Annotated in this window: 11 protein-coding genes; 5 read left to right on the top strand and 6 right to left on the bottom strand. The window is 62.8% G+C overall.

Annotated elements, in window-relative coordinates:
- The first annotated feature begins 126 nt into the window (after positions 1-126).
- Complete coding sequence (locus ACYVNQ_RS10595; protein WP_460902434.1) at positions 127-1,506, top strand: aldehyde dehydrogenase family protein; 1,380 nt, start codon at positions 127-129, stop codon at positions 1,504-1,506.
- A gap of 51 nt (positions 1,507-1,557) precedes the next feature.
- Here ACYVNQ_RS10595 and ACYVNQ_RS10590 read toward each other — a convergent pair whose 3' ends face one another.
- Genes ACYVNQ_RS10590 through ACYVNQ_RS10575 form a run of 4 tightly spaced genes read right to left on the bottom strand, consistent with a single transcriptional unit; the run spans position 1,558 to position 7,653 of the window.
- A complete protein-coding gene (locus ACYVNQ_RS10590) occupies positions 1,558-3,123 on the bottom strand; it encodes a UbiD family decarboxylase domain-containing protein (RefSeq protein ID WP_460902433.1) in 1,566 nt (521 codons plus the stop codon).
- A complete protein-coding gene (locus ACYVNQ_RS10585; protein WP_460902432.1) occupies positions 3,120-3,881 on the bottom strand; it encodes an enoyl-CoA hydratase/isomerase family protein in 762 nt (253 codons plus the stop codon). The genes ACYVNQ_RS10590 and ACYVNQ_RS10585 overlap by 4 nt, the downstream gene beginning before the upstream one ends.
- 11 nt (positions 3,882-3,892) lie before the next feature.
- Positions 3,893-6,271: a xanthine dehydrogenase family protein molybdopterin-binding subunit gene (locus tag ACYVNQ_RS10580; protein ID WP_460902431.1), complete on the bottom strand. Its 2,379-nt coding sequence runs from the start codon at positions 6,269-6,271 to the stop codon at positions 3,893-3,895.
- Between the two features lie 5 nt (positions 6,272-6,276).
- Entirely contained in the window at positions 6,277-7,653 is a 1,377-nt protein-coding gene (locus ACYVNQ_RS10575; protein WP_460902430.1) for an MFS transporter, read from the bottom strand.
- Between the two features lie 366 nt (positions 7,654-8,019).
- Here ACYVNQ_RS10575 and ACYVNQ_RS10570 point away from each other — a divergent pair, with 366 nt between their 5' ends.
- Both ACYVNQ_RS10570 and ACYVNQ_RS10565 read left to right on the top strand, forming a co-directional pair.
- Complete coding sequence (locus ACYVNQ_RS10570) at positions 8,020-8,796, top strand: class II aldolase/adducin family protein (protein WP_460902429.1); 777 nt, start codon at positions 8,020-8,022, stop codon at positions 8,794-8,796.
- A 3-nt stretch (positions 8,797-8,799) separates the two neighbouring features.
- Positions 8,800-9,519 (top strand): dienelactone hydrolase family protein, encoded by a 720-nt coding sequence (locus tag ACYVNQ_RS10565; protein ID WP_460902428.1) that lies wholly within the window; start codon positions 8,800-8,802, stop codon positions 9,517-9,519.
- A 76-nt stretch (positions 9,520-9,595) separates the two neighbouring features.
- Here ACYVNQ_RS10565 and ACYVNQ_RS10560 read toward each other — a convergent pair whose 3' ends face one another.
- Positions 9,596-10,402 (bottom strand): FAD binding domain-containing protein, encoded by an 807-nt coding sequence (locus tag ACYVNQ_RS10560; protein WP_460902427.1) that lies wholly within the window; start codon positions 10,400-10,402, stop codon positions 9,596-9,598.
- On the bottom strand, positions 10,381-10,908 hold the full coding sequence (locus ACYVNQ_RS10555; RefSeq protein ID WP_460902426.1) for a (2Fe-2S)-binding protein: 528 nt from the start codon (positions 10,906-10,908) through the stop codon (positions 10,381-10,383). Before ACYVNQ_RS10555 ends, ACYVNQ_RS10560 begins: the two co-directional genes overlap by 22 nt.
- Before the next feature lie 350 nt (positions 10,909-11,258).
- Here ACYVNQ_RS10555 and ACYVNQ_RS10550 point away from each other — a divergent pair, with 350 nt between their 5' ends.
- Positions 11,259-12,902 carry an FAD-dependent oxidoreductase gene (locus tag ACYVNQ_RS10550; protein WP_460902425.1) on the top strand — a complete coding sequence of 548 codons (1,644 nt, stop codon included), beginning with the start codon at positions 11,259-11,261 and terminating at the stop codon, positions 12,900-12,902.
- Positions 12,899-13,720 carry a fumarylacetoacetate hydrolase family protein gene (locus tag ACYVNQ_RS10545; RefSeq protein WP_460902424.1) on the top strand — a complete coding sequence of 274 codons (822 nt, stop codon included), beginning with the start codon at positions 12,899-12,901 and terminating at the stop codon, positions 13,718-13,720. The genes ACYVNQ_RS10550 and ACYVNQ_RS10545 overlap by 4 nt, the downstream gene beginning before the upstream one ends.
- Positions 13,721-13,755 lie beyond the last annotated feature (35 nt).

The raw sequence follows: 13,755 nt of genomic DNA, 5'->3' as shown, positions 1-13,755 counted from the left end.
GGTTGCCGGGCATCCGTGATGGATGCCCGGCAACCGCTAACGGCGAGCCACGACCCCTGACATCTGATTATTTAGCCTCGGCGTAGTACTCTCGAATTCGCAACTCGAACCTGAACCGAGGAGGTCATGATGATTGAAGTAGTGCAGGCGTTCGACCGTGAACCCATCCGGCAACTCGCGGCAGACGATGCAGCGGCGCTGGAGCGCAAGCTCGCCACGGCGTCGAGACTATTCAAGGACCGCAAAAGCTGGCTCAAGCCTTACCAGCGTATTGAAGTGCTGCACAAGCTTGCCGCGCTGATGCAGGCCGAACGCGAAGCCTTCGGCCGCCTGATCGCGCGCGAGGGCGGCAAGCCGCTTACGGATGCGCTGATCGAGACGGATCGCGCGATCGACGGCGTGCGCAATGCCGCCGATGCGCTGCGTAGCCGGGGCGGCCACGAAATCCCGATGGGTCTGACCGCGGCGAGCGACAATCGCCGCGCATGGACCATTGCCGAACCGATTGGCGTGGTCGCGGCGGTTTCTGCATTCAATCATCCGCTGAATCTGATCGTTCACCAGATCGCACCGGCCATCGCGACCGGCTGCCCGGTGATCGTCAAGCCGGCGACGGCCACGCCGCTCAACTGCTTCAGGTTCGTGGAACTGGTGCACGAGGCGGGCATGCCCGAAGGCTGGGTGCAGACCTTTTTGCCGGAACAGCGTGAACTCTCCGAGGCGTTTGTTACCGATCCACGGGTGGCTTTTTTCAGCTTTATCGGTTCGGCGCAGGTTGGCTGGCGCCTGCGTTCGAAACTTGCGCCTGGCGCCCGCTGCGCACTGGAGCATGGCGGTGTTGCGCCCGCCATCGTCGACCGCAGCGCGGATCTGGACCGGATCATCGATCCGCTCGCCAAAGGGGGCTATTACCACGCGGGCCAGGTGTGCGTATCGGTTCAACGGATCTACGTTCATGCCGATCTGCAGCACGAGTTTATCGAGCGCTTTGCGGCACGCGTCGCGAAACTGCGGGCAGGCGACCCCACGCTTGCGGAAACCGAAGTCGGGCCGTTGATCACCCCGGCGGAATCGGATCGTGTGGCTAGCTGGATCGAGGAGGCTGTATCCGCGGGGACACAGCAGCTGGGCGGCGGCCGGTTGAGCCGGACCACGCTCATTCCGTCGATACTGGTGAATCCGCCGAAGGACGCCAAGGTGTCCACGCTGGAAGTCTTCGGACCGTTGACCTGCGTGTATCCGTTCCAGTCGCTGGACGAAGCGATCGCCGAAGCGAATTCGTTACCTGTCGCGTTTCAATCGAGTATCTTCACCCGCGATCTCGAGAGTGCGCTCGATGCGGCCGAGCGGCTCGATGCTTCGGCGGTCATGATCAACGACCATACCGCCTTCCGCGTGGACTGGATGCCGTTTGCCGGACGTCATGGTTCCGGCCATGGTGTGGGCGGGATTCCCTACACCATGCATGAAATGACGGCCGAGAAGATGGTCGTGTTCAAGCGATAAAGCGTGCTTCCGGCTGCCGTGTCCGGCAGCCGGAACGAAAACTCGCGCGCGTTATTTCTTGTCGGTGTTGTCTTGCAGCGCCCATTCGCCATCGCGCAGACGGCATATTAGGCCTTGCTGGGTCAACGCATCGATTTCTAGCGCGATTTCGCGGCCGTCGCTGCTACCTAGCGCGGTCATCAGTTCCATGAAGAACAGCGGCCCGGCAGCCAGCGCTTCACGTACGCTGCCGAACCGTTTATCCGCAGATGTGGAAGCATCCGTGAAACGCGGCGCGAACGCACGCCGATTTTCAACCGTCAGCTCGCGGCCATACGGCGCCGTCAAATCGAACCCGACCTTGGCGATCGTGCCGTGGTCGCCGGTGGTCGGATCCATGTAGAACGGCGCGAAGCCTTCCATCACGACGATGTCGCGGTCGCTGCGAAAGCGCGTCGACATCGCCCATTCGATCTGCTCGTTCGAGAACACGTCGACGTCGTCATCGACAACGTAGATGTATTTGAGGCGGGGAATGGATGCCAGCGCGGCGATCGCGAGTCGCGCCTGGCCCGGCACGCCGCGTTTGAGCGCAATGCGTGCGCTCTGCCGGCCATTGGTGCCGGGCACGGCACACACAGCAGCCGGTTCGATATTGGCCGCGCGCAGCAGACGCCACATCTGCAGCTCCGAATTCAAGCCGCCCAGATTGGCCGATTCAGTCCAGCTCAGATGCCGGCCGCTGTGACGCACCGTCTGATGCAGCACATCCTTGCGCGTCGTGATGGCCGTCACGTGGAACACCGGGTCCATATGCACCGGCCCGTAATAGCCGTAGAACTCGCCGTAAGGGCCTTCCTGCTCGCGATATCCCAACTCGTCGAAGTAACCCTCGACGATCATTTCCGCGTCGGCGGGCGCCAGCACGCCATTAGTCAGCCCACGCACCATCGGCACGGGTTCACCGCGCAGCGTGCCAACCAGCGCGAATTCATCGACGGGAATTCTTAGCCCGGCCGCCAGATAGTCCAGCGGATGCGAGCCAATCGCGAAGCTGGCCGGCAGTTTTTCACCGCGTTCTACACAAGCGAGATACACGCGCTTCAGATCGGACGGTTGCGACAGGTTCGCGCGCATCGTGGTCTTGCTGCGGAACATCAGCCGACGGCAACCGACGTTGGTGCGTCCGGTAGCGGGGTCGACGCTATAGTCGATGCCCGACGAGATATACGGCGCGCCGTCGTATTCGTGCTGAAGATGGAATGGCAGCTTCATCAGATCGATGTCGTCGCCGGTGATGACCACCTGGTGCACCGGCGCATCGGCCGAAGCGACCTCGACGACTTTCTGCGGATTGGCCATGCGTCGCGTGTACTCGCCGATCAGTTCGCTTTCTTCGACGCCGAACGCCATCGCCAGCCGCTTGCGGCTGCCGCACACCGCGGCGATCATCTCGAACTTTTCCTGCCCGACCTGACGGAACCAGGACGCCTTGGACGTTTCGTCGACGCGCGCGCTCAGATCGGCAAGCGAAACCGGGTCGTCATGAAGCGCGACTTCGCCGGCTTCGATCAGCTTTTCGACGAAGCGGCGCAGGCGGAACTTGTCGAAGTCGATGGGAGTGTCGCGGGTGCTCATCGTGCGTCCTTGTCGTGTTGATCGTGCTGTTTCAGCATCTCGTTCGAAGAATTGATGGTGGCGTGCAGGTTCTGCGCGTATTCCACCGCGCCGTGTATCGGCATGTCCGGCGCCACCCGCAGATATTCCTTGACGCCGCGCAGAGCGGGGCGCGGCGCGTTTAGCATCGACGCGACGAGCGCTGCGCAGGCCGCGTCGAGTTCGGCGTCGGGTGCTACGTCGCTGACGAGGCCGTAGGCCTTTGCCGCTGCCGCATCGAAGTGCCGCGCCGAATAGACCAGATACGCGAGTTCCTTCGCAGGGACGCGATCGACCAGCGCGGACATCACCATGGTCGGCAAAATGTTGTGAGCCATTTCGGGAATCTGGAAGCTCGCGTTATCGGCCGCTAGAGTGATGTCGCACAGCGCCGCGACTGCGCAGCCGAAACCGTGCGCGCGGCCACGCACCACGCCGATCACCGGCACCGGTGTGGCGCGAAACGCGTCGTAGCAGCGGAAGATCACTTCGGTCTTGCGCCGCCGGTCCAGCGCTTGCGGCTGCGCGCCGCTGCGTTTGCCCATCGACATGCGGCCGCTGCAGAAATCCGCGCCGGTACCTCGCAGTACGACGAGGTCCGCTTCGTCTGCTGCTGCATCGAGCAGATCGGCCAGTTCGCCGGCCATCTCGTCGGAGATCGCATTGCCGTGTGCTTCGTTGTCGATGGTCAGCTCGAGGCAACGCCCCCGCAGCTGTCGAGTGATGGTGCCGTTCGTCAAGGTGTGCTCCGTCAGGCTGGGGTGTTGCTGCGCTTGCGCGCATGCTGGATTGCTTGCCATACACGCTCAGGTGTGGCCGGCATGTCGATATGAGTGACGCCGAATTCGGCCAGCGCATCGACGATCGCGTTGATCACCACACCAAGCGCCGGCGTCGTGCCGCCTTCGCCGCCGGCGCGCACGCCGAGCGGATTGGTCGGCGACGGCGTCTCGCTGATTTCGGTGATGAAGTCGGGCAGATCCAACGCGCGCGGAATCGCGTAGTCCATGAAGGAGCCCGTTAGCAACTGGCCGCTGCCGTCCTCGTAGTAGCACTGCTCGAGCAGTGCCTGGCCCACGCCCTGGGCAATGCCGCCGTGCGCCTGACCATGCAGGATCAGCGGGTTGATGGCCTGGCCGACGTCGTCGACGGCGATATAGTCGATCAGTTCGACCGTGCCGGTATCGGCATCCACTTCGACTTCGCACACGTGGCTGCCGAACGGATAGCCGGCTACCTGCACGGTTTCGTCGCCGACTGCGGCGAGCGGGCCGCGCAGATCATCGGGGAGGGCGCTGTCGGCGGCATCGGTGGCTGCTGCCGCTGCGGCGGCAAGCTCGAACAAATCGAAGCTCGTATCGGTGCCGGGGGCGCTGAAGCGTCCGTTAGCGAACCGCACGGTCGTCGCATCATCGAGCTTCAGCAGCAGGGCGGCGATACGCCGTGCCTTGTCCAGTAAAACTTCGCTCGCCTTGCCGATCACAATGCCGGCAAGCCGCATCGAACGCCCGGAGTGCGAGCCGCCACCTGCGCTGACGATATCGGTATCGCCGGTGATGATGCGCACCCGTTCGATCGGCACCTTGAACCACTCGGTGATCAACTGCGCAAAGCTCGTTTCATGACCCTGGCCGCTCGACAGCGTGCCGATCACCACGTCAATGCTGCCGCCCGGTTGCACCGTCACTTCGGCGCGCTCGCGCGGCATGCCGGAGGTGATCTCGACGTAATTCGCCACGCCGATACCGCGATGCTTGCCGCGCAGCCTCGCCTCGGCACGGCGCTGCGGGAAGCTGTGCCATTTACCGAGTTCGAGCGCGCGCTCCATCAACTGCGGGTAGGCGCCGCTGTCGTAGGTCAAGCCGAGCGGATTGGCGTATGGAAAGCGATCCGGCTGGATCAGATTGCGCCAGCGCAGTTCGACCCGATCGAAACCGTGCTCGAAAGCAGCCTTGTCGATCAGCCGCTCGATGACGAACATCGCCTCCGGACGCCCGGCGCTGCGGTACGAGTTGGTCGACGGTGTGTTGCTGTTTACCGCGCGGCCGCGAAAGCTGGCACTCGGTATGTCGTAGACGCTGCTCATCAGGCCGATGCCTTTGGTCAGCGGCACGAACGAAACGGTATGCGCGCCGACGTTGCTGAGATTGGAGCCACGCATCGCGAGAAAGCGGCCGTGTTCGTCGAGCGCAAGTTCCGCTTCGACATACAGGTCGCGGCCCTGGTAGTCGCTCAGAAACGCTTCCTGGCGCTCGCAGTTCCAATGCACCGGGCGTCCGATGCGCCGCGCGGCCCACGCGATCACCGCGAACTCCGGATAAAAGGCGTTGCGCGTGCCGAAATTGCCGCCGACTTCGCGTGCCACCACGCGCACGCGCGATTCCTCGATGTCGAGGATGTGCGCGAGTTCGCGTTTTTGGCGGACCACGTTGCCACTGCCGGCGAAGAGCGTGTAGCGGCTGGTCTCCACGTCGTAGCTGCCGACTGCGGCGCGCGGTTCCAGCGGCACGCCGGTCAGCCGTTGAATCCACGTCGTCAACTGGGTGACGTGGGCGGCGCGGGCAAAGGCGGCATCGGTCGCGGCGGCGTCGCCGAGCCGCGCATCGAGTGCGACGTTCGAGTGCTCGTCCCATACGCGCGGCGCGTCCGGTGCGGCGGCGGCCAGTGTTCCCGTCACCGCGGGCAACGCCTCATAGTCGATACTGACTAGCTCGGCGGCATCCTTCGCAATCGCCACCGTTTCAGCGATCACCACCGCCACCGCCTCGCCGACAAAGCGCGCGCGGTCCGCCGGCAGCGGCAGATGCGGCGACACGAACTTGGCCGAACCATCGCTGTTGGTGAGCTTGACGTCGGCCTCGTGGCCGAGCACGGGGCGGTGCGGCAGCGACTTCAATCCGTCCGCTTCGACATCTTTTCCGGTCAGCACCGCGACCACACCTTCAAGCGCCAGCGCTGCCGAGATATCGATCGACACGATCTGCGCGTGCGCATGAGGCGAGCGGATGAAATACGCGTGGCTCTGACCGGGCACGTTGAGGTCGTTGCTGTAACAGCCTTGCCCCTGTATCAGGCGCAAATCTTCGCGGCGCTGCACCGGCTGGCCGATGCCGTCATGGGTTGGCTTCATCGCGCTCAAGACAGACCCCGGCTCGTCTGGACCCGCGCTTCCTGGCGCGTGCTGGCCGGTTGCCGGGTGCGCATCATCATCAGCACGGCGACCACCGCAAACAGCATCGGCATCGCCGCGCAATAGAAGATGGTTTCAAGCGCCCAGTGTCTTGCGATCATCAGGCCGCCGAGAAACGGCCCCACCACCGACAACAGGCGCGCCACACCGAATGCCCAGCTCGACCCTGTGGCACGAATACGCGTGGGGTAGAGCGTCGCGGACAGCGCGCCCAGTGTCATCTGCGAACCGATCACCGCGAAGCCGCCGATAAAGATGGTGACCATCAACCCGGCTTGCGACGTACCGGCCCGGCTGATCATCGCGATGCCGGCGCAGCCGAGTGCAAACACGACTGCGAGCACCTTGTAGTAACCGAAGCGATCAGCAAACAGGCCCATCAACGCGATCCCGACGAAGCCGCCGAACTGCAGCATGGTGGCTGTACGCAGCGCCTGCGGCACCGGCAAGCCGGTCTGGATCACCAGCGTCGGCAGCCAGTTGTTCATGAAGTTCAGCACGATCAGGTTCATGAACAGGCAGGTCCACAGCAACAGCGTGATACGGGTGCGGTTTTCGGTGAACAACTCGCGTACATGCGAGAAGGCCCCGTTTTTTCCGGTGTCGCGACCGGTGGTCAGCATCATGAAGCTCGCGTCGGCAGGAATCGCGAGCGACGGGGCGATCTTGCGCAGGATCGCGGCGACGCGCGCGTTGTCGTGGCGCATCGTGAGGAAGCGGATCGACTCGGGCATCCACAGCAGCAACGCGATGCCAAGCAGCAACGGCAGCACCGCGCCCACATAAAAGACCGACTGCCAGCCGAAGATCGGCACGATATGCACCGAAAGAAATCCGCCGCTCGCCGCGCCGACCGCATAGCCGCAGGTCATCATCGTGACCATCTTGGCGCGGTGCCGCAGCGGCGCGTATTCATTGCACAGCACGACCACCAGCGGAATCACCGCGCCGAGCACGAGGCCGATACCAAAGCGCAACGCGGTCATCTGGGCGATGCTGGTGGCCTGCGCCAGCAGCAGCGAAAACACGGCGAAGCACAACACCGTGAACAGCAGCGTCTTGACTCGCCCGAAGCGATCGCCGAACGGACCGATCAGGATACTGCCGAGCCCCACGCCGAACACGCCGGCGCTGAACACCGGGCCAAGTGCGCCGGCACTCAGATGCCACGCGGTTTTTAGCGCCGGCGCCACGTACGCGATCATCTGGTTGTCGAAACCGTCGAGCATCAGCGTAATTGCGCCTAACAGCGCGACGCGTATCTGCAACCAGCTGATGTTATGACCATCGATGATCTCGACGACGTTGATCGGTTCAGCCATGCCGTGTCTCCTTACGCTGCATCGCAATGCGTGCGCTGTATCGGCGTATGTTCGTCTGCTGCGGCTACCCGCTGGGCGGTCACTTACCGCAGTGTGCAATGTGCTGCTTTTTCCCTGTTACTTTTCGCGCCTGCTTAACGTGCCTGCTTAACGTGCCTGAGTAATTCGCTAGGCGAAATGTGATGCGCATTGCGAATTTTAAGGTCGTGCCGAAATGCTGTCAACGCGAAACTGGTTCGCACCGCTCAGGCTTTCTACAAGCTTTGCCGAGCATCGTTTGCGTTCCGTTGACAGCGAAACCGGCGTCACCGTACTATTTGCTGTGCGTTTTGATATTTGCATTGCAAATTACTGGAGACATCCCCTATGAGTACGCTGGACGCCGCGATTCAAGACCTCGTGATGGCCAATCACATTCTCGCCAACGAAAACATCGTGGATGCTTACGGCCACGTCAGTATCCGGCATCCGGAGCATCCGCAGCGCTTTCTGCTGTCGTGCTCGCGTAGTCCTGAATTTGTGCAGGTCGACGATATTCTCGAGTTCGGTATGGACGGGGAACCGATCGTGCCCGGCGGCAAGAAGCCGTATCTCGAGCGCTTCATTCATGCGGGCGTCTATGCGGCGCGGCCCGACGTGCATGCGGTCATCCACAGCCATGCTGCCGACGTGCTGCCTTTCACGATCAGCACGAGGCCGCTGCAGCCGGTGCTGAACACCGCGTCGGGGATCGGCGAGAACGTGCCGGTATGGGATATCCGCGATCGCTTTGGTGATACGAATATCCTCGTCGAAAGCATTGCGCAAGCAGACGATCTGGCACGCACGCTGGCCGGTAACAGCGTCACGCTGATGCGTGGGCATGGCTTCACTGCTGTGGGCCGCACGCTGGTCGAAGTGGTGAAGTCGGCGATCTATCTGCCGCTCAACGCGCGCGTGATGCTGGCGGCGCTGAGCCTCGGCGGCGAAATCAAGCCGTTGTCGGCGGGCGAAATCGCGATCCGTCTGAAGACGCCGATCGATTCTCCGGCTTATACGCGGGCCTGGGAGTACTGGACCAATCGCGTCCAGCAGCGCGCCGGCGCGATGACCTGTGCCTGCTGCGGCGGCAAACCCGATGCGGACCGTCAGCAAGGAAAGTAAGCGATGCAAAGAGACTGGATTGCGCTGCCGGAAGCGGAAGACTTCAGCATGCAGGTATACCGCGTGGCGCCCCAAGGCGACGCAGTGAGACCGACGGTTATCGTGCTGCACGAAATCTTCGGGGTAAACCCGGCGATGCGCGACGTCGCGGATTGGCTCGCACAGGAAGGCTTCGAAGTGCTCGTGCCGGATCTGTTCTGGCGCGTCGAACCGCGCATTGCATTGAGCTATGTCGAGCCGGATCGCACGCGGGCCGGCGAGATCATGCGCAATTTCGACAGCGATCTTGCGCTGACCGATATCGGCCGGCTGATTCGCTGGTTGAAGCAGCGGTCCGGCGATCAGCATCGCGTGGCGGCGATCGGCTTCTGTATCGGCGGCAAGCTTGCGACCTTGCTGGGCGCACGCGGCGAGATCGATGGCGGTGTGTCGTTCTATGGCGTGCAACTGAACGATTACGTCGACGAGATCGCCGCTGCCAAAGCGCGTTTGCTGCTGCATTTCGGCGGTAGGGATGCGCAGATACCGCTTACGTTGGTCCATCAGATCGAGGCGGCATCGTCAGGTAATTCGCGGGTGGAGGTGCGTCTCTATCCGGAGGCGCAGCACGGTTTCTTCAATCCGTTGCGAACCGACCGGCATCATCCGGAAGCGGCTGCTGAGGCTGGTAGCCGGACGCTGCAGATGTTGCGCGATGTGCTGGGCACGCCAGCGGCGCGCTGATCCATCCGTCCGTTTCGTGAACGCATCAGCTCTTACGGCAGGCGGCCCAAACGGGCCGCCTGCGCGACATCAGACTTCAGGGCGCGTCCGCATTGGCAAGTTCAACAGCACGCCTTGCGATCACATCGACCAGATGCGCACGATATTCCGCACCGGCGTGAATGTCGCTATTCATCATGTCGTGCGGGGTTTCAATCCCGTCGAGTGACGACACGTCGAACGACCGGGTGAGCGCTTCCTCGAACGCGTGATGACGAAACACGCCATCCTGACCCGCGCCGGTCACAGCGACACGTACCCCTGCCGCAGTCTTCGCGACGAACACGCCGACCATTGCATAGCGCGATGCCGGATTCGGAAACTTCACATACGCGGCGCGTTCGGCAGTGGGCAATCTGACTTCGGTGATCAGTTCACCCGGCTCGAGCGAGGTAGTGAACATGCCCTGAAAATAGTCGTCCGCAGCGATGTCGCGCCGATCGGTCCGGATGGTCGCATTCAGTGCAAGCACGGCGGACGGGTAGCAGGCGGACGGATCGTCATTGGCCAGAGAACCGCCGATGGTGCCGCGATACCGCACCTGACGATCGCCGATATGACCAGCGAGCCAGGCGAGCGCCGGAATGGCCTGGCGGACCACACGTGACGCGGCGACCACGCCATGCGGCGTCATGCCGCCAATCACCAGCGTGTCGTCTTCGCGGCGAATGTAGGACAAACCCAAACCGCCGAGATCGACCACCACGGACGGTTGGCTGAACCGCTGCTTCAGCACGGGGATGAATGTCATGCCGCCGGCGAGCGCCTTGGCGGCGTCGTCCGCCGACAGAATGCCGACCGCGTCCTGCAGCGTGGCGGCCTTTACGTATTCGAAGTCGTACATGTCCGCTCCCGCTCTTCCACCGCCTGCTCAGCATCGACCTGCATCAACGGCCAGGCCGCCTCGATCGCCCTGACGATATTGTGATACCCGGTGCAGCGGCACAGATTGCCTTCCATCGCGTGGCGAATCTGCTCCGACGTCGGACACTGCGCATGGGTTTCCACCAGGTTGATCGCGCTCATCATCATGCCGGGCGTACAGAACCCGCATTGCAGCGCATGGTGCTCGCGAAACATCTGCTGCATCGGATGCAGCGTGCCGTCGGGCGCAGTGAGACCTTCGATAGTCGTGATCTCGGCGCCGTCGGCCTGAATCGCCAGAAACGTGCAGGACTTCACCGATTTGCGGTCCACCTGCACGACGCAGCAGCCGCATTGACTGGTATCGCAGCCGACGTGCGTGCCGGTCAGCCCGAGCTTGTCGCGCAACAGTTCGACCAGCAGGGTGCGGCCTTCCACGTCGGCGGATGCCGGCTGCCCATTCACCGTAAGGGTAATGCGAGGCATGTGCTCCTCCTCCAGAGAACGACGTCGCAGGCTCGATGACAAGCCGCTCGTCGCGCCATTCTAGTGTGATGTCCTGGTTCGTTACGTCAATTCGCTTGGCGGATAACGAAACGCATAGCAAATAGTACGGGTCGTGGCGCCGCAGTGTCAATGGGCGTGCGGAAAAGCGCCGGCGTTGTGACGGCGAGACCACCGTACCCACCCGCAACAAGTTGACAACCCGAAAACGCGCCCATAAACTGTCTGCGAATCGTTATCCGCATAGCGAATTAAAGCGTTGTAGCGAAAGTCTTCGAATGTGCCGGTGCGCACCTAAAAATCAAACTCACATGACAGCCAAACCAGACACCTTGGAATGCGAAATTTTGGTAATCGGCGCAGGGCCGGTTGGACTGGCACTGGCCGGAGACCTGGGCTGGCGCGGGCGGCAATGCATCGTCGTCGATCGTGGCGACGGCTCCGTGTTCCAGCCGAAGATGGATCTGGTCGGCATCCGCACGATGGAGTTCTGCCGCCGCTGGGGCATCGTGGCGGACGTGGAGGCGAGCCCGTATGACCGCGACTATCCGCAGGACAACGTCTATCTGACGGCGCTCAACGGTTACGAACTCGGCCGCCAGGCAATGCCGTCGATGCGTGCGGAACAGCCGCCGGTGGAGAGCCCGCAAAAGCGCGAGCGCTGCCCGCAGAACATGTTCGATCCGGTGCTGCGCAAGTTTGCCGAGTCGCAGCCGAACGTACGCCTGATGTATGAGCACGAGTACGTGTCGTTCGTCGAAGATAGCGATGGCGTGACCGCGACCGTCGTGCGGCCGTCCGACAACCACGTCTATGAAATCCGTGCGCGCTACCTGGTGGGTTGCGACGGCGGTCGAAGCACGGTGCGCGAGCAGCTTGGCATCGGCATGCAAGGGCGCGGCGTGCTGACTTACACGACCAACGTGATCTTCCGCAGCGCGGAGTTCAACAGCCTGCACGACAAGGCGCCGGGTTACCGCTACATGTTCGTCGACCACACAGGGGTGTGGGCCACCATCGTTGCGATCAACGGCAAGGACTGCTGGCGCATGTCGATCGTCGGCAACTCGGACGAGCGCAAGCGCTATAGCGATGACGAACTCAAACGCTTCGCGTGCCGCGCGCTGGGCCGCGAGTTCGAGCCGGAAATCCTGAGCGTGCTGAACTGGACGCGCGAAGAGCTGGTTGCCGACCACTATCGGCATGCACGCGTGTTTATCTGCGGCGATGCGTGCCATCTGACTTCGCCGACCGGCGGCCTCGGCATGAATACCGGCATCGGCGATGCGGTGGATCTGTCATGGAAGCTCGACGCCGCGCTGCAAGGGTGGGGTGGACCTGCGTTGCTCGACTCGTATGAAATCGAGCGCAGACCGATTGCCGAACGCATCACGCGCTTTTCCACCGGCAACCTCGAAACAATGAAGCGGGTCAGCCACAGCAAGCGGCTCGAGGAAGACAGCGAAGCCGGCGCCGCCGAACGTCGCAATGTAGGAGAAGCGCTCGGCGAAGGTCTGAAGCGCGAGTGGTTCTCGCTGAACATGCATCTCGGCAATCGCTATATCGATTCGCCGGTCGTCGTCTATACGGAGCACGAGGACCGCGAGCAGATCGCCGCCGAGTACGACGACGGCGTCAACTACCGGCCGACCACGCGCCCGGGCTGCCGTGCCCCGCATGCATGGCTCGCAGATGGCCGCTCGATGCTCGATCTGTTCGGCCGCGGCTACGTGCTGCTGAACTTCGCCAGCGACGACAGCGCACAACGCTTCGCCGATGCAGCGCGCGATTTACGCGTGCCGGTGACGCTGCACACGCTGTCGACGGCAGATCAATCGACGGTAGCCGCGCTCTACGAAAAGCCCTACGTGCTGGTGCGTCCGGACGGACACATCGCATGGCGCGGCGACGCACTGCCGACCGACCCCACCGCACTTCTCGCAACGATTTCTGGAAAGAACAAGGAACCCCAATGAAACTGTTTCGCTTCGACGAAGGCCGCATCGGCGTGCAATTCGGCCACGACAGCTACGACATCACCGACACGCTGGGACTCGACGTCGCGATGTGGCCGCCGGTGCAGATGGTGCAGGTGATTCGCCGCTTCAGCGAGTCCGTGCCCGCGTTGCTCGATCATCCGAAGACGCGCCGCATCGATTTCGCCGCGGTGCGTCTGGAAGTGCCGATCGCGTGGCCGAACAAGCTGCTCGCGCTGCCGGTCAACTATGTCGCGCACGGTGCCGAGATGAACTCCGCGAATCGCGCCGACCTGAACGGCTTTTTCCTGAAAGCGAACTCCTCGCTGTCGGGGCCGAACGACGCGGTCGTGCTGCCCGATCTGCCGGGCCGCGAAATCCATCATGAGTGCGAGCTCGGCATCGTGATCGGCAAGGGCGGCCGCAACGTGAGCCGCGAGGATGCGTACAAGCATATTTTCGGCTACGCGTGCCTGATCGATATGGTCGTACGCGGCAAGGAAGAGCGCGTGATGCGCAAGTCGTACGACACGTTTTGTCCGTTCGGTCCGTGGATCGTCAGCGCCGACGAAGTGCCCGATCCGGCCAATCTGCAAACCCGCCTGTGGGTCAACGGCGAACTGCGGCAGGACTCGAACACCAAGGATCTGATCGTCGATATCCCCGGCATGATCGAACTGATCTCAAGGGTCGCGACGCTTTACCCCGGCGACATCATCGCGGCCGGCACGCCGGCAGGTGTCGGCCCGGTCAAGGCGGGCGACCGCATGCGTATCGCGATCGACCACGTCGGCGAAATGACGCTCGACGTGCGCTAACCGACGCAACAACGAAGCATCGAAGGAGCAGACCG

It is taken from the genome of Paraburkholderia jirisanensis (genome assembly GCF_054782355.1).
This window is presented reverse-complemented; position numbering and strand designations above follow the sequence as displayed.